Here is a 20938-nt window from a genome sequence, read left to right as displayed (position 1 = left end):
CGTCGCCGCCGAAAGGCTCCGCTTCGATCATCGCGGCTCAATGCGTTTCTTTGGGCGTCTCCATCAACTCGATCAGAACACCGCCCATGTCACGCGGATGCAGGAAGACCACCGGCGTCCCGTGCGCCCCGATGCGTGGCTCGCCCGTGCCCAGGATCGTCACCCCCTTGGCCCGCATCTCGGCGATGGCGGCATGGATGTCGGCGACCTCGAAACAGACGTGGTGCTGCCCGCCCTTGGGGTTCTTGGCCAGGAATCCGGTGATCGGGCTGCTTTCGTCATAGGGTTCGATCAGTTCGATCTGGGCCGTCGGCGTATCGACGAAACAGACCTTCACCCCTTGCGCGGGCAGATCGAACGGCTCGCCGATCTTGGTCGCGCCCAGCACGTCGCGATACAGCCGGATCGAGTCCGCGATGGACGGCGTCGCCACGCCGACATGGTTCAGGGCGCCGATCATGGTCTGTCCTTGTTGGGCGCGGGCTGGGCGTAGCCCAGGCGCTGGTTCAGCTTTTCGATCAGGTCGACGGCCGTGTCCGCGATGGCCGAGCCGGGCTGATAGACGGCGGCCGCGCCCATATCCAGCAGGGGCTGCACGTCGGACGGCGGAATGACGCCGCCGACCACGATCATGATGTCCGGCCGACCCAGCTTCTCAAGCTCGGCCTTCAGTTCCGGCACCAGCGTCAAATGCCCGGCCGCCAGCGACGAGGCGCCGACCGCATGGACGCCCTTGTCCACCGCCTCGCGCGCGGCCTCGGACGGGGTCTGGAACAGGCTGCCCGCCGTCACATCGAAGCCCAGATCGCCATAGCCTGTCGCCACGACCTTCTGGCCCCGATCGTGCCCGTCCTGACCCAGTTTGGCGATCAGGATGCGCGGCGGGCCGCCGTCGTTCTCCACAAAGGTCGCCACCATGTCGCGAGCGCGGGCGAAGCGCGGATCGCGTCCCGCCTCCTTGGCGTAAACCCCCGAGACCGTCTGGACCGTCGCCACATGACGCCCGAAGGCGGCCTCCAGCGCGTCCGAAATCTCGCCCACCGTCGCCTTGGCCCGCGCGGCCTGCACCGCCAGTTCCAGCAGGTTCGCCTTGCCCCGCGCGCCGTTGGTCAGGGCCTCCAGCGCCGCGTCCGTCGCCGTCTGGTCCCGTTCGGCCCGGAGCCGCTTCAGCTTGTCGATCTGGGCAGCCAGAACGGCGGCGTTGTCGACCTTCAGCATGGGAATATCGTCGGCGACGGGGTTCAGATATTTGTTCACCCCGACCACCGTCTGCTGGCCGGTGTCGATCCGCGCCTGGGTCTTGGCGGCCGACTCCTCGATCCGCAGCTTGGGAATGCCCGCCTCGATGGCCTTGGCCATTCCGCCCAAGGCCTCGACCTCGGCCATATGGGCGCGCGCCCGTTCGGCCAGTTCGTGGGTCAGACGCTCGACGTAGTAGGAGCCGCCCCAAGGGTCGATGACCTTGGTCAGCCCCGTCTCCTGCTGCAGCAGGATCTGGGTGTTGCGCGCGATCCGGGCCGAGAAGTCGGTCGGCAGGGCCAGCGCCTCGTCCAGCGCATTGGTGTGCAGGCTCTGCGTCTGACCGCCCGCCGCCGCCATGGCCTCGACCATGGTGCGGCTGACGTTGTTGAACACATCCTGCGCGGCCAGGCTCCAGCCCGAGGTCTGACAGTGCGCGCGCAGGGACAACGACTTGGGATCGACGCCGCCTTCCTTTCGCACCGCCTCGGCCCACAGCAGGCGGCCCGCCCGCATCTTGGCCACCTCCATGAAATAGTTCATGCCGATGGCCCAGAAGAAGCTGAGGCGCGGCGCGAAACGGTCGATCGCCATGCCCGCCGCCGTGCCAGCCCTCAGATATTCGATCCCGTCCGACAGGGTGTAGGCCAGTTCGATGTCCGCCGACGCCCCCGCCTCCTGCATATGATAGCCGGAGATGGAGATGCTGTTGAACTTGGGCGTCTCCTGCGCCGTCCAGGCGAAGATGTCGGCGATGATCCGCATCGAGGGTTCGGGCGGATAGATATAGGTGTTCCTGACCATGAACTCCTTCAGAATGTCGTTCTGAATGGTCCCGGTCAGCTTGGCGTGCGGGACGCCCTGTTCTTCCGCCGCGACGACGTACAGGGCCAGGATCGGCAGCACCGCCCCGTTCATCGTCATCGACACCGACATCTGATCCAGTGGAATGCCGTCGAACAGGGTGCGCATGTCATAGATGCTGTCGATGGCCACGCCCGCCATGCCGACGTCGCCCTTCACCCGCGGGTGATCCGAGTCATAGCCCCGGTGCGTCGCCAGATCGAAGGCGATGGACAGGCCCTTCTGCCCCGCCGCCAAGTTACGACGATAGAAGGCGTTGGACTCCTCGGCGGTCGAGAAGCCCGCATACTGGCGGATCGTCCACGGATTGCCCGCATACATGGTCGGATACGGCCCGCGCACGAAGGGGGCGAACCCCGGCAGGCCGTGAAGCTGATCCAGCCCCTCCAACGCCTGCGGGTCATAGGCGGTCTCGACCGTCAGACCCTCGGGCGTCCTCCACGGGTCGCGCACAGGCCCCCGCCCGGTCGCGCCGAAATCCAGACCAATCTTGCTGAAGTCAGGGAAACTCATTGGGCCGCCTCCTCGAAGGCTTCGGCGAAGCGGATGGGCGCCAGGGGTTCGCAGACCGGCGTCACCGAGGGGCTCGCTTTAACCGCTCCCACGACCGGCGCCGGACGCACGTCGGCGTCCACATATTTGGTCACGCCGATGATCTGGGCCGCGCCGTTCTTCAGCGCCGCTTCACGCACGGCGCGCGCACGGGCGATACGCGGCTGGATCACCCCGCCCTGCAAGGCCGCGATGACGCCGCCCTCGGCCTCTATGATCTGGAACTCGGTCCAGCCCGCCAGCGCCAGATCGTGCGTCCGTGCGTCCAGATACCAGCTGCCCGCCGCCGGATCATCGACCCGGCCCAGGTTGGCTTCCTCCATCAGAACCAACTGGGTGTTGCGGGCCTGCCGGCGCGCAAAGGCGTCGGGTCGACCGGCGGCGCGGGTGAAGCTGTCCAGCACCACCACGTCCGCCCCGCCGACCGCGCCCGCGAACCCCGCCGCCGTCAGACGCAGCAGATTGGGCCAGGGATCGCGCGCCGACAGCATCCGCCGCGACGACCGCGCCTCGATCACCGCCGGCGTCTCGGCGCCGAACGCGCGCGACAGACTGGCCCAGATCAGACGCATGGCCCGGACCTTGGCCAGGGCGTCGAAATACTCCTGATCGACCGACAGGCCGACCACCACGCCCTTCAGCGCCGCCTGAACCGACAGACCCGCCTCGACCGCCGCCTTCACATAGGCGACCGCGCTGGACGCCGCGAAGGCCAGTTCCTGCGCCGCCGATCCGCCCGCCTCATGCGCTGCGCGCCCGCTGGCCAGGAACAGGCTGGCGTCGGGATAGACGCCCGCATGACGCACGGCCGCCTGCGCCGCCTCGGCCAGATGATCCTCGACCGGACGCGGCGATCCGCCCGCCTCGGCGAAGGCCGAGATGGGGTCCATATGCAGCCGCAGCATGGCGCGCGGCGAACCCTTGGCCACGGCCGCCAGAGCCTCCGCCGCCTCGACGCCCGCGAACCCGGCGTCCAGCGCCACCGGCGCCAGCTCCAGCGCCACGCCGTCCAGCGCCCGCTCCAGCGTCGCCGCGTCCGCCAGCACCCCTCCGCCGAGCAGCACCGAGGCCGCCCCCTCCTGAAGGTCGGTCAGGACGGCGGCGTTCACCGCCTCCGCGTCGTCGCCCTCGATCAGGGTGCGCAGGTCCCAGGCCCGCCCCTCGGCGTCCGACGGGCGCGGCGCATTGATCGGCTGCACCTCGGTCGCCCCGGCATACAGCGGCCGCGTCACCAACTGGTCCGCATCCAGATGCAGCAGCGATTCCAGCGGCCGGTCCTTCAGCGCCTTCTGGGCGGATTCGCGCCATTCCAGCGGGGTGGGGATGGGAAAGGTCATATCGTCCTCTTCCCCGCACACACCGTCATCCTCGGGCTTGACCCGAGGACCGGGCGCCGGACAGACCCTGCGTCCCAAGGCGCCGCACAGGCGGCGGACCATCCGATCCTCGGGTCAAGCCCGAGGATGACGGAAGTGGAAAACGCCCGCATCACCCGAACTCCACCAGCACGTCGTCCGCCGCCACGGGGTCGCCGTCCTTGGCGCCGACGGCCTTCACCACGCCGTCGCGTTCGGCCTTCAGGATGTTCTGCATCTTCATGGCCTCGATGATGGCCACGGTCTCGCCGGTCTTGACCTCCTGACCGACCGTCACCGGGATCGACACCACCAGACCCGGCATCGGCGACAGCACCAGTTTGGAGGTGTCCGCCACGGCCTTTTCCGGCAGGCGGGCGTACAGTTCGGCGACATGGGGACGCAGCACCCGCACCCGCGCCCGGGCCGCACGGTGACGGATGTCGAAGCCGTCGGCGACGCGCTTGACCTCGGCGGTGAACGCCTCGCCGTCCAGATCGGCCTTGAACTGGGCCAGACCCGGCCGCCAGTCGATGTCCGACAGGCGGATGTCGCCCCCGCCCGTCAGGGTCAGGATCATCTCTTCGTCCTCGTCATAGGACAGGCTGACGCCGTGGGGCGTCTTGTCGATCATGACGATCCAGTCGGTGCGCTCGGACGGGTCGCCGTCCTGTTCGGCGATCACCTCGTGCATGGCCAGGGCCGAGGCGATCAGGATGCGCTCCTGCGCCTGGGTCGGGCGCAGGCCGTGGAAGCCGTCCGGGAACTCGTCCTTGATATAGCTGGTCGACAGTTCGCCCGACTTGAAGCGGTCCTGATCCATCACCGCCGCCAGGAAGGGCACATTGTGGCCCAGCCCCGCCAGATGGGTGTCCTCCAGCGCGCGGGCCATGCCCTCGACCGCGTCGGCCCGCGTCTCGCCCCAGGCGCACAGTTTGGCGATCATGGGGTCGTAGAACATGCTGATCTCATCGCCCTCGCGGACGCCGGAATCGTTTCGGACCACATAGGGGCCGTCGGCGCCGAAATGCTCGCCCTCCTCCGGCTGCTCATAGCGGACCAGCCGCCCGATCGAGGGCAGGAAGCCGCGATAGGGGTCTTCGGCGTAGATGCGGCTCTCGATGGCCCAGCCGTCGATCTTCAGGTCCTTCTGTTCGAAGGCCAGTTTCTCGCCCCAGGCCGAACGGATCATCTGTTCGACCAGATCGACGCCGGTGATCAGTTCCGTCACCGGATGCTCGACCTGCAGTCGGGTGTTCATCTCCAGGAAGTAGAAGCTCTTGTCCTGCCCCGCGACGAACTCGACCGTCCCGGCGCTGTCATAGTTCACCGCCTTGGCCAAGGCGACGGCCTGCGCCCCCATGGCGGCGCGGGTGGCTTCGTCCAGCAGGGGCGACGGCGCCTCTTCGATGACCTTCTGGTTGCGACGCTGGATCGAACATTCGCGTTCGAACAGATGGACGACGTGGCCGTGCTTGTCGCCCAGCACCTGAATCTCAATGTGGCGCGGATCGACGATGAACTTCTCAAGGAAGACCCGGTCGTCGCCGAAGGCGTTCAGCGCCTCGGCCTTCACCGCCGCAAAACCTTCGGCCATGTCGGCGTCCGAATGGGCGACGCGGATGCCCTTGCCGCCGCCGCCCGCCGAGGCCTTGATCATGACCGGATAGCCGATTTCGCGAGCGATCCTGACCGCCTCGTCCGGCGTCTCGATCAGGCCCATATGGCCCGGCACGGTCGAGACCCCCGCCTCGGCCGCCAGCTTCTTGGAGCTGATCTTGTCGCCCATGGCCTCGATGGCCTCGGGGTTCGGGCCGATGAAGGCGATCCCCTCGTCCCTCAGCCGCCGCGCGAACCCGGCGTTCTCGGACAGGAAGCCGAAGCCCGGATGCACGGCCTGCGCCCCCGTCTGGCGCACCGCCTCGACGATCTTGTCCGCCAGCAGATAGGACTGCGCCGCCGGCGCGGGCCCGATCAGCACCGCCTCGTCGGCCATCTCGACCGCCAACGACCCGGCGTCGGCCTCCGAATAGACCTGCACCGTCTGGATGCCCATCTTGCGGCAGGTCTTGATGATCCGAACCGCGATCTCGCCCCGGTTGGCGATGAGGATTTTGGAGAACATGGTCAGTCCTTCACTGTCGTCATCCTAGGCCTTGTGCCTAGGATCCATGCGCACGAGCGAGGCCGGTGCGCACTAGCGGGCGGCGGAGAGTATGGATTCTCGGGACAGGCCCGAGGATGAAGGTCGAGGGGTTGGAAGTGGTCGGTATCGACAACCAGATCGGCTGCTACATGATGAGCAACCGCAAGCATGGAACGCTCTACATTGGCGTCAGTGCTCAGTTGGTCGCCCGCGTCGTCCAGCATCGTGAAGGCCTCATCGACGGCTTCACCAAACGGTACGGCCTGAAACGGCTGGTCTGGTACGAATTTCACGACACTATCGTCGGCGCGATCCAACGCGAGAAGTCGCTGAAACGCTGGCCGCGCGATTGGAAGGCCAACCTGATCGAACGAACGAACCCGGACTGGGACGATCTGTTCGATGGGTTGACCTGCAACGACATTGAGGTTGCGCCCGATCCCCAAGCTTACCGCGACTGGACGCCGCCGGAGGCGTAAATCTCCCCTCTCAAAGCCCGTCATCCTAGGCCTTGTGCCTAGAATCCATAGACTCATTCGGGGTCGGCGCGCACCGGCCCATACCGAGCGTATGGATCCTCGCCACAAGGGCGAGGATGACGAAAGAAGTGAAGCCAAGGAAGCCATCCTCACAGCGGAATGTTGTCGTGCTTCTTCCAGGGGTTCTCCTGGGCCTTGTTTTTCAGCGTCCGCAGCGCCTTCACCAGCCGCCGCCTGGTCCCGTGCGGCATGATGACGTCGTCGATGTAGCCCAGGCCCGCCGCCACGAACGGATTGGCGAAACGGTCCTTGTATTCGGCCTCGCGCGCGGCCAGCGCCTCGGGATCGCCGGCCTCCTTGCGGAAGATGATCTCGACCGCGCCCTTGGCGCCCATGACCGCGATCTCGGCGGTGGGCCAGGCGTAGTTGACGTCGCCGCGCAGGTGTTTGGAGCTCATCACGTCATAGGCGCCGCCATAGGCCTTGCGCGTGATCAGGGTCAGTTTCGGCACCGTCGCCTCAGCATAGGCGAACAGCAGCTTGGCCCCGTGTTTGATCAGGGCGCCGTATTCCTGCTTGGTCCCCGGCATGAAGCCCGGCACGTCCACCAGCGTCACCAGCGGAATGTCGAAGGCGTCGCAGAAGCGCACGAAACGCGCGGCCTTCCTTGAACTGTCGATGTCCAGCACGCCCGCCAGCACCTGGGGCTGGTTGGCGACGATCCCGACCGTCTGGCCGTCCAGCCGGCCGAAGCCGGTGATGATGTTTTTGGCGAAGTCGGCGCCGATCTCGAAGAAATCGGCCTCGTCGACCGTCTTCAGGATCAGTTCCTTCATGTCATAGGGCTGGTTCGGATTGGCCGGGATCAATGTGTCCAGCGACGGCTCGTCGCGATCCGGCTCGTCATAGGATTCGCGCACCGGCGGCTTTTCGCGGTTTGACAGCGGCAGGAAGCCGATCAGGCGGCGCACCTCCGACAGGGCTTCCAGATCGTTCTCGAACGCCCCGTCCGCCACGCCCGACTTGCCGGCGTGGACGCGGGCGCCGCCCAGGTCCTCGTGGCTGACCACCTCGTTGGTGACGGTCTTCACCACGTCGGGGCCGGTCACGTACATGTAGGAGGTGTCCTTCACCATGAAGATGAAGTCGGTGATGGCGGGCGAATAGACGTCGCCCCCCGCACACGGTCCCATGATCACGCTGATCTGGGGAATGACGCCTGAGGCCAGGGTATTCTGCAGGAAGATGTCGGCGTAACCCGCTAGACTTTCCACCCCTTCCTGAATCCGCGCGCCGCCTGCGTCGAACAGGCCGACGATCGGGGCGCCGGTCGTCAGGGCCATCTTCTGCAGCTTAACGATCTTGGCCGCATGGGCGCCCGACAGAGAACCGCCGAACACCGTGAAGTCCTTGGAGAAGACATAGACCAGCCGCCCGCCGATGGTCCCGCGCCCCGTCACCACGCCGTCGCCGGGGATGCGCTGGTCCTGCATGCCGAAGTCGTGGCTGCGATGCTCCACGAACATGTCGGTCTCTTCGAAGGAGCCCTCGTCCAGCAGCACGTCGATGCGTTCGCGCGCGGTCAGCTTGCCCTTGGCGTGCTGGGCGGCGATACGCTTTTCCCCGCCGCCCTGTTTCGCGGCGGCGCGACGGCGCTCCAATTCTTCAAGGATGGCTTGGCTCATGGTGGATCTTCGCCTCTCGTTCGAGCAAGGCGTGGCGCCTTCATCGCAAATAGGCAAACGCAACTTTGCAAAAAGTGTGGAGCTGCGCGGGGTTGCAAAGGATGACGAGATGATTTGCAAAGTTGCGAATGGCTGAGAAGCTTTTCCTTGGGGCCAAGCTGCGCAAGCTGCGCGAGGCGCGCGGCTGGACGCTGGAGGCCTGCGCCGAGCGGCTGGGCCTGTCGCCGTCCTATCTGTCGCAGATCGAAACCAACCAGCGCCCGGCGACCGCGCGGGTTCTGATCGCCCTGACGCGCGCCTTCCATGTGGACGCCAGCCTTTTCGATCTGGAGGGCGACGCGCGCCTGATCGCCGACCTGCGCGAGGCCACCACCGACATCGCCGGGCAGGCCGAGCCGCCCACCGCCGCCGAGCTGAAACAGGCCGTGGCCAACACCCCGCGCCTGGCCCGCCAGTTCCTGGCCCTGCACCAGACCTTCCGCCGTCTGGACGAGCGGGTGAAGGCGCTGGACGACACCCTGGGCCGGGACGAACACGGCGCCAGCGTCGCCCTGCTGCCCTATGAAGAGGTGCGCGACTTCTTCCACTATCGCGACAACTACATCGACGCCCTCGATACTGCGGCCGAGGCCCTGGCCGGCGCCCTGCCGAAGGAGGTCCAGATCGAACGGGCGCTGGAGACGGCGCTGGCCGAGGCGCATGGGGTGCGGGTCGTCTATGTGGCCGGACAGGAGGCCCTGCGCCGTTACGATCCGACCAGCCGCGTCCTGACGCTGGACGCCTGGCAGCCGGGGGCCAGCCGCTCGTTCCAACTGGCGCACCAGTTGGCCCTGCTGTCCTTCCGCGATCAGATCGAGGCTGAACTGGATCAGGCCGCCTTCCGCACCGACGCCGCGCGCGCCGTGGCCCGCGTCGGCCTGGCCAACTATGCGGCCGGCGCGCTGCTTCTGCCCTATCGCGCCTTCCTGGAGGCGGCGCGGGGGGAGAAGCACGACATCGACCGGCTGCGCACCCGGTTCCAGGTCAGTTTCGAACAGGTCTGCCACCGTCTTTCGACCCTGCAGAAGCCCGGCTGGCGCGGTGTGCCCTTCTATTTCGCCCGCGTCGACATGGCCGGGAACATAACCAAACGACACAGCGCTACCCGGTTCCAGTTCGCCCGCTTCGGCGGCGCCTGCCCGTTGTGGAACGTGCATGAGGCCTTCGCCGCGCCCGACCGGATCGGCGTTCAGCTGGCGGAAATGCCCGATGGATCGCGCTACATCTCCATCGCCCGTTCGGTGTCCAAGCCCAGCGGCTCCTATCTGGCGGGCGACCGCCGCTACGCCCTGTCGCTGGGGTGCGAGGTCGAACACGCCGCGTCGCTGGTCTATGCGGCGGGTCTGGACTTGAACGGCCCCGCCGCGCGCATCGGCGTCAGCTGCCGCATCTGCGAGCGCACCGACTGCACTCAGAGGGCCTTCCCGCCCATCGACCGCACCCTGCACGTGCCGGAAAACGAGCGCGGCGTGGTGCCCTATGTGCTGGATGGGCCGCGCCCGGATCGCTATTGATCGTGTCATGAGTGCGAACGATCCGATCGGCGTCGCCATCGTGGGCTACGGCCTGGCAGGCCAGACCTTTCACGCCCCGCTGATTGCCGCGACGCCGGGGCTGGTCCTGCGCGCCGTCGTGTCGTCGCGGCCCGATGCGGTCCACGCCGACCTGCCGGATGTCGCGGTCCTGCCCGATCTGGACACGGCCCTGTCGCGCGACGACATCGGCCTGATCGTCGTCGCCACGCCCGACGCCCTGCACGCCGAACAGTCCATCGCCGCGCTGAAGGCCGGCAAGTCGGTGGTGGTGGACAAGCCCTTCGCCGCCACTCTGGCCGAAGCCGAGGCGGTCGCCGCCGTCGCGGCTGCATCGCCCGGCGTGTTCAGCGTGTTCCAGAACCGCCGCTGGGACGCCGACTTCCTGACCCTGCGCCGCCTGATCGCCGAGGGCGCGCTTGGCGAGGTCGCCGTGTTCGAAAGCCATTTCGACCGCTTTCGCCCGACCGTTTCCGACCGCTGGAAGGACACTCGCGACGGCGGCGTCTGGGCCGACCTGGGGCCGCATCTGATCGACCAGGCGGTGCAGTTGTTCGGGGCGCCGCTGGGCGTCTATGCCGACCTTCAGGCCCAGCGGCGGGGCGCGACAGCCATCGACTACGCCCACGTCCTGCTGCGCTACGACCGGCTGCGGGTGATCCTGAACATGGGGCATCTGACGGCGGACTCCCGCCTGCGCTACGTCGTGCATGGGGACGGCGGCAGCTTCGTCAAACACGGGCTGGACGCTCAGGAGGGGCAGTCCAAGGCCGGCCTGCGCCCCGGCGACCCCGACTGGGGCCTGGACCCGTCGCCCGGCGTTCTGACCCAGGTGATCTACGACCGGCCGATCCACACCACCCCGACGCCCGAGCGCGGCGACTATCCGGCCTTCTACGCCGTCCTGCGCGACGCGATTCGGGGCGAGGGTCCACCCCCCGTCCCCGCCGATCAGGCCCTGACGACGATGCGGATCATCGACGCGGGCCTGCGCAGCGCGGCGGAAGGGCGCGAGGTCGCGCTTTAGCCCTTCTTGCGCCCCTTGGACGTGGCCGCCGGCGCATGGGCCAGACGCAGCAGATTGGCCGCGCCCGGCGCGCCGAACGGCGTGCCCGCCAGGATCAAGATGCGCTGGCCCGGCTCGGCCAGGCCGTATCGGACGGCGCTGTTCACCGCATCGTCGGTGACGGCCTCCAGCGAGTCCGGCTGATCGCCCAGACGCGGCTCCAGCCCCCAGACCAGGGCCAGACGGCGCGCGGTGTTCGGATTGGGCGTCAGCACCAGGATCGGCTTCAGCGGCCGTTCGCGCGCCATCCGCCGCGCCGTGCCGCCCAGGGTGGTGAACACCACCAGACAGCCTGTCGAGGGGGCGCCGGCCGCCATGGCCGCCGCCCCGACCAGGGCGTCCACGTCATGCTCGTCCATGCCCGCGTGTTCGGCGCCCATCAGGCTGGGCCACATAGGATCGCGTTCGACCCGTTCGATGATGCGGCTCATGATGCCGACGGATTCCAGCGGATAGTCGCCCGACGCCGTCTCGGCCGACAGCATCAGGGCGTCGGCGCCTTCATAGACGGCGTTGGCCACGTCGGTCGCCTCGGCGCGGGTCGGGGCCGGGGCGCTGGTCATGGATTCCAGCATCTGGGTCGCCACGATCACCGGCACGCCGCGATTGCGGGCCGCGCGCACGATCTGCTTTTGCGCCACCGGCACGTCTTCGGGGTCCAGTTCGACGCCCAGATCGCCGCGCGCCACCATGACCCCGTCGCAATAATCCAGAATGGCTTCCAGATCGGCCAGGGCCGCCGGCTTTTCGATCTTGGCCAGACAGGCGGCCTGACCGTTCACGATCCGCTTCAGCTCGGCCATGTCCTCGGGCTTCTGAACGAAACTGAGCGCCACCCAGTCCACGCCCATCCGCAGGGCGAAGGCCAGATCCTCGCGGTCCTTGGGCGTCAGGGCCGAGACCGGGATCACCGCCTCCGGCACCGCCACCCCCTTGCGATCGGACAGTTTCGAGCCGCTTTCGACCGTCACATCGGCCCAGTCGTCGGTGCGTTCGCCGACGCGCAGACGCACCCGGCCGTCATCCAGCAGCAGCAGCATGCCGGGACGCAGGGCCTTGAAGATTTCAGGATGCGGCATCTGCACCCGCGTCTCGTCGCCCGGCGTCGGGTCCAGGTCGAAGCGCATGGTGTGGCCCGGCCTGACCAAAATTTCGACGTCCTTGAACCGTCCCAGCCGCAGCTTCGGCCCCTGCAAGTCCGCCAGCACGCCCAGCGGACGTTGCAGCGCCATCTCGGCCCCGCGCACGGCCTTCAGGGCGGCGGCGTGATCCTCATGCGAGCCGTGGCTGAAGTTCAGGCGAAAGACATCGACCCCGGCCTGCGCCAACGCCTTGACGGTGCTGGGCGCGCGACTTGCAGGCCCCAGGGTCGCGACGATGCGGGCGCGGCGGGCTCGGTTCATGGACGTTTCCTATTGGCCTTCAGGGGCGGATTCGCCCCTTACTGCCCACGAAACGCGCCCGGCGTAAGACCGCCTTCCCCTCGGGAAACACGAGTTTACGGCCTCGTCACAGAAGTTTACCGCGCAGGCGTCTGCGCCGTCGCCGGGCAATCCGCGACGGCGAACCCGTTCAGGTCGATGCAGCGACCCTCGACCTGGGGGGCCGGAACGCCGATCAGGTGCGCCAGGGTCGGGGCGATGTCGACCGTGCGGATGGGCAGGAAGCGTTCCTCGCCGTGCGCGCCGGGCCACCAGAAGATGATCGGCACGCGGCGGTCGAATTCGAACGGGGTGCCATGGCCGCCGATCGTCCCGCCGACGCGACCGCCGCCGTTGACGTTCTGGGCCAAGGCGAACTGGATGTCGGGCGAGCGTTCGGCCACCGTCGACAGGCGCATCCGCTCGCGCAGAGTCATCATCTCAGGCTGACGGCTGTCGGGGATCGGTTCGGCCAGCAGCCGGTCCCGCGTCTCGGCGAAGGCGACGTCGGGCAGTTGGCGCAACATCTCGACCGCCGCCTCGGCGATCTGGGTGCGCAAGGGATCGGGGAGAGATTTATGCTCGGCGTCGGCGACCATCAGACCGCTGCCGCCTGCCTGCAAAGGATCGACCGGCAGGTTGAAACGGGTCTTCAGCGCCGTATTGACCGACTGGATCGCATCCGTATCCAGCCGGCGCGCGTGCGGATAGCCGTGGGCGTGCAGTCGCTCGACGAAGTCCGACCCGCCGTGATCGGCCGTCAGCACCACAAGGGCGCCGCCCGGCGCCTGGGCCAATTTATCCAGGAAGTCGCCCAGCGCCGCGTCCAGACGGTGCATCTGCTCGCACATTTCCGGCCCCTGGGTGCCATAGGCGTGGCCGATGCGGTCGGTCGCCGACAGGCTGACGCCCAGCATGTCCGTCGCAGCGCCCTGCCCCAGCTTCTGCGTGTCCAGCAGATATTCGGCGGCCTTCAGCGTCTGTTCGTCCAGCAACGGCGTGTTGTCGAACGCCAGTCTGGCCGGCGGCAGTTGCGAATGGAAGGTCTGGCCCCGGATGGTCCAGTCGCCGGCCAGGGCGCGGCACTCGCCGTTCCGATAGTCCCAGGTCACGGGATTGGCGGCCAGCCAGGCGTTGAAGGCGCGGTTGAAACCGGCGACGGGCGCCAGTCGCCCCTCCGCCGTCTGACCCGGCTCGACATAGGTGGTCAGGCCGAAACCGTCTGTGAACCAGAAGGCCTGGCCCTGATGGCCCGCCAGATTGATGGCCCCGCGATCCTTGCCCGAAACGCCGAACACCTTGCTCTGGGGGCTGACGGCCTTCAGCCAGTCGCCGACCGTCGTGGCCTGAAGCTGCTCGGTGCCGACCGGGCCGTTGTCGGTGTCGTCGCGACCATGGGCCAGATGGTTGCGGGTCGAGGCCAGGCAATAGACCTCCTTGCCCGTCTTGGCGTCGATCCAGTCGTTGGCGGGAATGCCCGTTTCGACCGGATGCATCCCGGTCAGGATGGTGGAATGGCCGGGGCAGGTCTCGGTCAGGCCGTGGCTCTGATAGCCGTTGATCGACACCAGGCCCTGATCGGCCATGCGGCGCAGACCGCCGGAGAAACGCCCGCGATATTGATCGAACAGATTGGCGCTGAACTGGTCCACCACGATGGTCACGATCAGTTTGGGCGGCGCCAGGGCCGCAGCCGAGGCCTGGGACGCAGGGCTCTGGGTCGTGGCGACCTGCGCCTGAGCGACGCCCGCCATCGACACGGCGGCCAGCACCGCCAGGGCGGCGCTACGCGACACGGACTTGGTCCAGGGCTTGATCGACGACATGACAGGACACTCCAACGACAGGCAGGCGGCCTCTAGCGGCTGCGGATTGCATCTGCGTGACAGGCGCCGGGACAGGCTTGGCCCTAATGCGATTCCTTGCCGCGCAGGCGACCGATCTGATGCACGACCAGCACGACCAGCCCCCCGACGACCAGACCCACGACCGCCGAGGCCACGGCCGTCGTCAGCCAGCCCGTCACGGCGCCCAGCGGCCCCGTCGCAGCGGCTACAGCATGGGACAGATGCTCCAGCGGCACGGCCGGCCAGTGCAGACCCAGCGTATGCGAGCCGTGGACCAGAATGCCGCCGCCGACCCACAACATGGCCGCCGTGCCGATCGCCGAAAGCGCGCTCATCACCACCGGCATGCCCTTGACCAGACCGCGCCCCAGACCGCGCACCCCGGCGTTGTCGCGGCGCGCCAGCACCAGTCCGATGTCGTCCATCTTCACGATCAGGCCGACCACACCATAGACGGCGATGGTCATGACCACGCCCACCACCACCAGCACCGCCGCCTGGGTCAGGATCGGCTGGGCGGACACGTCGGCCAGGGCGATGGCCATGATTTCGGCCGACAGGATCAGGTCGGTTCGCACCGCGCCGGACACGGTCGTCTTCTCCAGGGCGGCGGCGTCGCCCGTCTGGACCGCCGCCTCGTCATGGCCGCCGTGACCAAAGGCCTCCAGCAGTTTCTCGGCGCCCTCGAAACACAGATAGGTTCCGCCTAGCATCAGGATCGGCGTGATGGCCCAGGGCGCAAAGGCGCTGAGCAGCAGCGCGGCCGGCAGGATGATGATCAGCTTGTTGCGGAACGACCCCAGGGCGATCTTGCCGATGATCGGCAGTTCCCGACTGGGCGACAGGCCGGTGACATAGCGCGGCGTCACCGCCGCATCGTCCACCACCACCCCGGCCGCCTTGGTCGAGGCCTTGCCGGCGGCGGCGCCCACATCGTCCAGCGACGCGGCCGCCAGCTTGGCGATGCCGGCCACGTCGTCCAGCAGCGCGATCAATCCAGAAGGCATCTCGGCTCAGTCTTCACGGCTGGGCGGCACATTGACGCCCTGCGATTTCAGATAGGCCTTCACATTGCGCGCGGCCTGACGGATGCGCTGCTCGTTCTCCACCATGGCGATGCGGACGAAGCCCTCGCCGTTCTCGCCATAGCCGACGCCGGCGGCCACCGCGACCTTGGCGTGGGTCAGAAGTTGTTTGGAGAACTCCAGACTGCCCAGATGCTTCAGCGCCGGCGGCAGCGGCGCCCAGGCGAACATGGAGGCGGCGGGCTTGGGAATGTCCCACCCCGCGCGACCGAAGCTGTCGATCAGCACGTCGCGACGACGGTGATAGAGCTGGCGGTTCTGCTCCACGATGTCCTGCGGCCCGTTCAGCGCCGCGCAGGCCGCCGCCTGGATCGGGGTGAAGGCGCCGTAGTCGAGATAGGATTTCACCCGCGTCATGGCCGAAATCAGTTTCTTGTTGCCGACCGCGAACCCCATCCGCCAGCCCGCCATGCTATAGGTCTTGGACAGCGACGTGAACTCGATCGCCACATCCTTGGCCCCCGGCACCTGCAGGATCGAGACGGTCGGCTTGCCGTCGTAATACAGTTCCGAATAGGCCAGATCGCTGATGATCCACAGGTCGTTGGCCTTGGCGAAGTCCACGACCCGTTCATAGAAGGCCAGATCGACCGTCTCGGCCGTCGGGTTCGACGGATAGTTCATCACCAGAACCTTCGGGCGCGGCACGGTGAAGGCCATGGCCCGCTCCAGCGCCTCGAAATAGTGTTCGTCCGGCGTGGTCGGCACGCTGCGGATCGCGGCGCCGGCGATGATGAAGCCGAAGGTGTGGATCGGATAGGACGGATTGGGCGCCAGGATCACGTCGCCCGGCTCGGTGATGGCGGTGGCCAGACTGGCCAGACCTTCCTTCGAGCCCATGGTGACGATCACCTCGGTCTCGGGATCGACGTCCACGCCGAAACGGCGGCCGTAATAGTTGGCCTGGGCCCGGCGCAGGCCGGGAATGCCCTTGGACTGCGAATAGCCGTGGGCGTCGGGCTTGCGGGCCACCTCGATCAGCTTGTCGATCACGTGCTGGGGCGGCGGCAGGTCCGGGTTGCCCATGCCCAGGTCGATCACGTCCTCGCCCGCTGCGCGTGCGGCCGCTCGCATCGCATTGGTCTCGGCGATGACATAGGGCGGCAACCGCTTCATGCGGTAGAATTCTTCGGACATGACTGACTCGTCGTTCGGGGTCGCGGCCTAGAAATCGGCCGCCCAAGCGATTAGCGCGCCTGCGACCGCCCGCACCAGCGCGAAAGGGCGGTTTTTGCCTCGGATGCGGACAAAATCCCCAACCGCGCGCACGATGTGCGCCGATGCGGCCCTCAAACCACGCGCGCGTGCCGGTTGGCGACTGCGACGGCGGCCGGATCGAAGGCGGCGCAGACGGCGCGAACGAACGGCCGTCCCAGGTCCGTCACGACGAGCCTTTGCCCCTCGACCTCGATCAATCCGTCCCTGGCGAACCGCTCCAGCAGGGTCCAGGCGCCGGCGACGCTGTCGACCGCGCAGTCATGCCGCGCGGCGACCTCGGCGACATCGACGGCGAAGTCGCACATCAGCCGCTCGATGATCGCGCCCACGAAGACATCGTGCCGGCTCAGGACCACGCCCCGCGCCGTCGGCAGATGGCCCGCAGACACGGCGGCCCGCCATTCCCGCTCCACCGACAGGTTCTGGACATAGCTGTCGGGCGTGCGGCTGATCGACGAGACGCCCAGTCCGATCAGAACCGGGGCCTGGTCGGTCGTGTAGCCCTGGAAGTTGCGACGCAGCCGGCCCGCGCGTTGCGCCGCCGCCAGGCCGTCGTGCGGCAGGGCGAAATGATCCAGGCCGATCGACGTCCAGCCCTTGCGGGTCAGATACCGCGACGCCGCCTGGCTCTGCAGGAAGCGCAGCGAGGGGCCGGGCAGTTCGTCGTCCTTGATCAGCTTCTGATGCGGCTTCATCCACGGCACATGGGCATAGCCGAACAGGGCGATCCGCTCGGGCCGCAGGGTGGTGACGAGCCCCAGGGTGGTGACGACATGTTCCGCCGTCTGGCGCGGCAGGCCGTACATCAGGTCCAGGTTCAGCGAAACGAGGCCCTGCGCCCGCAAGGCTTCCGCGGCCCAGCGGATGGTCTCGAACCGTTCGGGTCGATTGACGGCCGCCTGCACGTCCGGCGACAGATCCTGAACCCCCAGGCTGGCGCGGGTCAGGCCGATCCGGCCCGCCGCCTCGACCCATTCCGGCGTCAGGACTTCGGGGTCCAGTTCGGCGGCGATCTCGAAACAGTCGCCCAGGTCGAACCGGGCCGCCAGACCGGCGAACAGCCGCTCCAGATCGGCGGGCGCCAGCATATTGGGCGTGCCCCCGCCGAGATGGATCGAGCCGACCCGCACCGGCCCGCCGATCCGCTCCAGCACCAGATCGGCCTCGCGAAGCAGCAGATCGACATAGCTGGCGATGACGCTCTCGCGGTTCATCGCCCGGGTGTTGCACCCGCAATACCAGCACAGTCGCTTGCAGAAGGGGATGTGCAGATACAGCGACACCGCCTGATCCAGCGGCGCGCGGGCCAGCCAGTCGCCCCACTGCCCGGCCCCGATGGCGGGCGTGAACTGCGCCGCCGTCGGATAGGAGGTGTAGCGCGGCGCATTGGCGTCGTAACGCGCGATCAGATCGGCGCAGGACGCCGCCGACGGTTCGACGACCGGACTAGAGAGGGACATCGCCCTCTTTCGATGCGTCCGGCGTGGACAGGCCGGCGTCGCCTTCGTCGAACAGGTGGAACTCGTGCCACAGGCCGTTCAGAACGCCGAAGCCGACGGCCAGACCCAGCCCCAGTATCCAGGAAAAATACCACATGGTTCAGATCTCCTAAGGCTCAGTACAGGTCGGGGTTGGTCTTGAGGGCGGCGGTCGACGTCCGGCCCCACAGCACGCGATAGACCCAGGCCGTGTAGATCAGGATCAGCGGCAGGAAGACCACCGTGCAGAGCAGCATGATGAACAAGGTCAAATGGCTGGAGGAGGCGTTCCACACCGTCAGGCTCGACTGCGGATTGACCGAGCTGGGCAGGATGAAGGGGAACATCGACAGGCCGACGGTGGAGATGATGCCCACGGCGGACAGCGACGAACCGCCGAACGCCAGCGCCGCCGAACGCCGCCACATTCCGATCAGCGCCGTCACGGCGCCCGCGAAACCCAGAACCGGCGCGATCAGCATCCAGGGATAGCGGCCATAGTTGTCCAGCCAGGCGCCGGGCGCGGCCTCGACCGCCGTGCGCAGCGGGTTGGAGAAACCGTTGACGTCCAGCGCGCCGGTGATCCGGTAGCCCAGGCCGCCGAAGGCGACATACAGCCCCCCGACGGCGAACAACACCAGGGCGGCGACGCCCGCGATCGTGCCGAAGCGACGGGCGCGATCCAGCACCGGCCCCTGCTCGGCCTTGACCGACAGCCAGGCCGCGCCGTGCAGGACCAGCATGGCCACCGACAACAGGCCGGCGATCAGGCTGAAGGGGGTGAACAGGCCCAGCAGGCTGCCGTCGTAGAAGGACCGTAGGTCGCCATCCAGATGGAAGGGCGCGCCCAGCAGGACGTTGCCCACCGCCACCCCGAACACCAGGGCCGGCACGAAGCCGCCGATGAACAGGCACCAGTCCCAGAACGACCGCCACTGCGGCGACGTCCGCTTGGACCGATATTTGAACGACACGGGCCGCAGGATCAGCGCGGACAGCACCAGGAACATGGCCAGGTAGAAGCCCGAAAAGCTGACGGCGTAGACGAAGGGCCAGGCGGCGAAGATGGCGCCGCCGCCCAGGATGAACCACACCTGGTTGCCTTCCCAGGTGGCGCCGACGGTGTTGATCACCATACGGCGCTCCTCGTCGGTCTTGGCGACGAAGGGCAGAAGGGCGCCGACGCCCAGGTCGAAACCGTCGGTCAGGGCGAAGGCGATCAGAAGCACGCCCAGCAGCCCCCACCAGATCAGGCGAAGCGTGGCGAAGTCGAGGGGAAGATCCATTGTCGGATGTCCTAAGGTCTTGGGTCAGGCCACGGCGGGCGCGGGAACGCGCTCGGCCGGCGCTTCGGGATTGGGTTCGCCGAACGTCTCCTGTTCGTGGAACGGCCCTTTCTTGATGGCGAACAGCATCAGCCGCACCTCGACCACCGCCAGCGCGCCATACAACACGGTGAAGCCGACGATGGTGGCCCACAGCTGCGGCACGGTCAGGGACGAGGCGCCCAGGAAGGTGGGCAGCACGCCTTCCACCGCCCAGGGCTGGCGACCGAACTCGGCCAGAATCCAGCCGAACTCGATGGCGATCCACGGCAGCGGAATGGCCAGGACAGCAAGGCGCAGGAACCACTTCGTATGGTGCTTACGCAGGGTGCAAAGCACGAAGGCGGTGGCGAACATGGCGATCAGGAACATTCCGACGCCCGCCATGATGCGGAAGCTCCAGAACAGGGCCGGCACGTTCGGAACCGTTTCCCAGGCCGTTTGCTTGATCAGTTCGGGCGTCGCCTGACGCGGATCGGCGACATGGCGTTTCAGCAGCAGCCCATAGCCCAGGTCGCGGCGATGAGTCTCGAACACGCCGCGCGCGACGGGATCGGCCGGGTTGGCCTTGACCTTCTGCAGGGCGTCATAGGCGACGACGCCGGATTCGATGCGATCCTCGGCCGTGGCGACCAGTTCGAAGATGCCCTCGACCGGCTTGTCGATGGTGCGGGTGGCGATCAGACCCATCACCCACGGCACATGCACGCCGAAGCGGGTCTCGCGGTCCTTCATCGAAGGAATGCCGATCAGGGTCAGGCCCGCCGGCGCCGGCTCGGTGTGCCACATGGCCTCAAGGGCGGCGAGCTTCATCTTCTGGTTATCGGTCAGGGCATAGCCGGACTGGTCGCCCAGCACGACGGCGGACAGCGACGCCGCCAGACCGAAGGCCGAGGCCACGGTCATCGACCGCTTGGCGAAACCGACGTGCTTGCCGCGCAGCAGATAGAAGGCCGAGACGCCCAGCACGAAGACCGAGGCGCAGACATAGCCCGCGCTGACGGTGTGGACAAATTTGGCCTGGGCCACCGGGTTGAACAGCACGGCCATGAAGTCCGTGACCTCCATCCGCATGGTGTCGGGATTGAAGGCGGCGCCCACCGGGTTCTGCATCCAGCCGTTGGCGATCAGAATCCACAGGGCCGACAGATTGGTGCCCAGAGCGACCATGAAGGTGACGAACAGGTGGGCGTGCGGCTTCAGCTTGTCCCAGCCGAAGAACATCAGCCCGACGAAGGTGGCCTCCAGGAAGAAGGCCATCAGCCCTTCGATGGCCAGCGGCGCGCCGAAGATGTCGCCGACATAGTGGCTGTAGTAGCTCCAGTTCATGCCGAACTGGAACTCCATGGTGATGCCGGTCGCGACGCCCAGGGCGAAGTTGATGCCGAACAGCACGCCCCAGAAGCGTGTGATGGTCCGCCAGATCGGCCGACGGGTCATCACATAGATAGACTCCATGATGACCAGCATGAACGACAGCCCCAGCGTCAAGGGCACGAATAGGAAGTGATAAAGGGCTGTCAGCGCGAACTGCAGCCGGGACAGGTCGACGACCGCGAGGTCGATCATGGCATTGCTCCGTCACGCCAGTCCGGACGCCGGCGTTT

At 67.4% G+C, this 20938-nt stretch carries 16 protein-coding genes; 3 read left to right on the top strand and 13 right to left on the bottom strand.

The annotated features are described in order from the left end of the window. Positions 1 to 37: 37 nt before the first annotated feature. The 4 genes from mce to SH203_RS14650 all read right to left on the bottom strand — a co-directional run bounded on the left by mce (position 38) and on the right by SH203_RS14650 (position 6135). Complete coding sequence (gene mce, locus SH203_RS14665; RefSeq protein ID WP_087121706.1) at positions 38 to 460, bottom strand: methylmalonyl-CoA epimerase; 423 nt, start codon at positions 458 to 460, stop codon at positions 38 to 40. Continuing rightward, on the bottom strand, positions 457 to 2616 hold the full coding sequence (gene scpA / locus SH203_RS14660) for a methylmalonyl-CoA mutase (RefSeq protein ID WP_143275751.1): 2160 nt from the start codon (positions 2614 to 2616) through the stop codon (positions 457 to 459). Before scpA ends, mce begins: the two co-directional genes overlap by 4 nt. Next, a complete protein-coding gene (locus SH203_RS14655; RefSeq protein ID WP_087121705.1) occupies positions 2613 to 3992 on the bottom strand; it encodes a methylmalonyl-CoA mutase family protein in 1380 nt (459 codons plus the stop codon). The genes scpA and SH203_RS14655 overlap by 4 nt, the downstream gene beginning before the upstream one ends. Positions 3993 to 4143: 151 nt before the next feature. Then, positions 4144 to 6135 (bottom strand): acetyl/propionyl/methylcrotonyl-CoA carboxylase subunit alpha, encoded by a 1992-nt coding sequence (locus tag SH203_RS14650; RefSeq protein ID WP_087121704.1) that lies wholly within the window; start codon positions 6133 to 6135, stop codon positions 4144 to 4146. A 116-nt stretch (positions 6136 to 6251) separates the two neighbouring features. Between SH203_RS14650 and SH203_RS14645 the strand changes: the two genes are divergently transcribed. Beyond that, positions 6252 to 6635, top strand: a complete 384-nt coding sequence (locus SH203_RS14645) for a GIY-YIG nuclease family protein (RefSeq protein ID WP_087121703.1) — start codon at positions 6252 to 6254, stop codon at positions 6633 to 6635. Between the two features lie 149 nt (positions 6636 to 6784). Here SH203_RS14645 and SH203_RS14640 read toward each other — a convergent pair whose 3' ends face one another. Further along, positions 6785 to 8320 (bottom strand): acyl-CoA carboxylase subunit beta, encoded by a 1536-nt coding sequence (locus tag SH203_RS14640; RefSeq protein ID WP_087121702.1) that lies wholly within the window; start codon positions 8318 to 8320, stop codon positions 6785 to 6787. A 128-nt stretch (positions 8321 to 8448) separates the two neighbouring features. Here SH203_RS14640 and SH203_RS14635 point away from each other — a divergent pair, with 128 nt between their 5' ends. Together SH203_RS14635 and SH203_RS14630 are read left to right on the top strand one after the other, a co-directional pair. Then, positions 8449 to 9873 (top strand): short-chain fatty acyl-CoA regulator family protein, encoded by a 1425-nt coding sequence (locus tag SH203_RS14635; RefSeq protein ID WP_087121701.1) that lies wholly within the window; start codon positions 8449 to 8451, stop codon positions 9871 to 9873. Between the two features lie 7 nt (positions 9874 to 9880). Continuing rightward, entirely contained in the window at positions 9881 to 10918 is a 1038-nt protein-coding gene (locus SH203_RS14630; RefSeq protein WP_234989523.1) for an oxidoreductase, read from the top strand. On the opposite strand, the gene pyk is transcribed toward SH203_RS14630, so the two are convergent. The 8 genes from pyk to SH203_RS14590 all read right to left on the bottom strand — a co-directional run bounded on the left by pyk (position 10915) and on the right by SH203_RS14590 (position 20897). Then, positions 10915 to 12360 (bottom strand): pyruvate kinase, encoded by a 1446-nt coding sequence (gene pyk, locus SH203_RS14625; RefSeq protein WP_087121699.1) that lies wholly within the window; start codon positions 12358 to 12360, stop codon positions 10915 to 10917. The genes SH203_RS14630 and pyk overlap by 4 nt on opposite strands. Positions 12361 to 12476: 116 nt before the next feature. Next, entirely contained in the window at positions 12477 to 14204 is a 1728-nt protein-coding gene (locus SH203_RS14620; protein WP_087121698.1) for an alkaline phosphatase family protein, read from the bottom strand. 83 nt (positions 14205 to 14287) lie between these two features. Then, positions 14288 to 15232: a DUF808 domain-containing protein gene (locus tag SH203_RS14615; protein WP_087121697.1), complete on the bottom strand. Its 945-nt coding sequence runs from the start codon at positions 15230 to 15232 to the stop codon at positions 14288 to 14290. 6 nt (positions 15233 to 15238) lie between these two features. Beyond that, a complete protein-coding gene (locus tag SH203_RS14610) occupies positions 15239 to 16447 on the bottom strand; it encodes an LL-diaminopimelate aminotransferase (RefSeq protein ID WP_087121696.1) in 1209 nt (402 codons plus the stop codon). Between the two features lie 152 nt (positions 16448 to 16599). After that, complete coding sequence (hemN, locus tag SH203_RS14605) at positions 16600 to 17988, bottom strand: oxygen-independent coproporphyrinogen III oxidase (RefSeq protein ID WP_087121695.1); 1389 nt, start codon at positions 17986 to 17988, stop codon at positions 16600 to 16602. Beyond that, positions 17975 to 18124, bottom strand: a complete 150-nt coding sequence (cydX, locus tag SH203_RS14600; protein WP_017504187.1) for a cytochrome bd-I oxidase subunit CydX — start codon at positions 18122 to 18124, stop codon at positions 17975 to 17977. Before cydX ends, hemN begins: the two co-directional genes overlap by 14 nt. 19 nt (positions 18125 to 18143) lie before the next feature. Further along, a complete protein-coding gene (gene cydB, locus SH203_RS14595) occupies positions 18144 to 19292 on the bottom strand; it encodes a cytochrome d ubiquinol oxidase subunit II (RefSeq protein WP_087121694.1) in 1149 nt (382 codons plus the stop codon). A 24-nt stretch (positions 19293 to 19316) separates the two neighbouring features. Further along, complete coding sequence (locus SH203_RS14590; RefSeq protein WP_087121738.1) at positions 19317 to 20897, bottom strand: cytochrome ubiquinol oxidase subunit I; 1581 nt, start codon at positions 20895 to 20897, stop codon at positions 19317 to 19319. Positions 20898 to 20938: the final 41 nt, after the last annotated feature.

It is taken from the genome of Brevundimonas sp. SH203, from assembly GCF_002157625.1.
In the GTDB taxonomy this organism is placed as follows: domain Bacteria; phylum Pseudomonadota; class Alphaproteobacteria; order Caulobacterales; family Caulobacteraceae; genus Brevundimonas.
Note: the sequence above shows the minus strand (reverse complement) of the source record. Positions and strands in the feature narration are given on the sequence as shown.

Coding starts and splice junctions, on each gene's coding strand:
- SH203_RS14620 (WP_087121698.1), bottom strand. CDS start 14,204: ATGTCGTCGATCAAGCCCTGGACCAAGTCCGTGTCGCGTAGCGCCGCC.
- cydB (WP_087121694.1), bottom strand. CDS start 19,292: ATGGATCTTCCCCTCGACTTCGCCACGCTTCGCCTGATCTGGTGGGGG.
- hemN (WP_087121695.1), bottom strand. CDS start 17,988: ATGTCCCTCTCTAGTCCGGTCGTCGAACCGTCGGCGGCGTCCTGCGCC.
- cydX (WP_017504187.1), bottom strand. CDS start 18,124: ATGTGGTATTTTTCCTGGATACTGGGGCTGGGTCTGGCCGTCGGCTTC.
- SH203_RS14610 (WP_087121696.1), bottom strand. CDS start 16,447: ATGTCCGAAGAATTCTACCGCATGAAGCGGTTGCCGCCCTATGTCATC.
- SH203_RS14640 (WP_087121702.1), bottom strand. CDS start 8,320: ATGAGCCAAGCCATCCTTGAAGAATTGGAGCGCCGTCGCGCCGCCGCG.
- mce (WP_087121706.1), bottom strand. CDS start 460: ATGATCGGCGCCCTGAACCATGTCGGCGTGGCGACGCCGTCCATCGCG.
- scpA (WP_143275751.1), bottom strand. CDS start 2,616: ATGAGTTTCCCTGACTTCAGCAAGATTGGTCTGGATTTCGGCGCGACC.
- SH203_RS14650 (WP_087121704.1), bottom strand. CDS start 6,135: ATGTTCTCCAAAATCCTCATCGCCAACCGGGGCGAGATCGCGGTTCGG.
- SH203_RS14635 (WP_087121701.1), top strand. CDS start 8,449: ATGGCTGAGAAGCTTTTCCTTGGGGCCAAGCTGCGCAAGCTGCGCGAG.
- SH203_RS14645 (WP_087121703.1), top strand. CDS start 6,252: ATGAAGGTCGAGGGGTTGGAAGTGGTCGGTATCGACAACCAGATCGGC.
- SH203_RS14615 (WP_087121697.1), bottom strand. CDS start 15,232: ATGCCTTCTGGATTGATCGCGCTGCTGGACGACGTGGCCGGCATCGCC.
- pyk (WP_087121699.1), bottom strand. CDS start 12,360: ATGAACCGAGCCCGCCGCGCCCGCATCGTCGCGACCCTGGGGCCTGCA.
- SH203_RS14630 (WP_234989523.1), top strand. CDS start 9,881: ATGAGTGCGAACGATCCGATCGGCGTCGCCATCGTGGGCTACGGCCTG.
- SH203_RS14655 (WP_087121705.1), bottom strand. CDS start 3,992: ATGACCTTTCCCATCCCCACCCCGCTGGAATGGCGCGAATCCGCCCAG.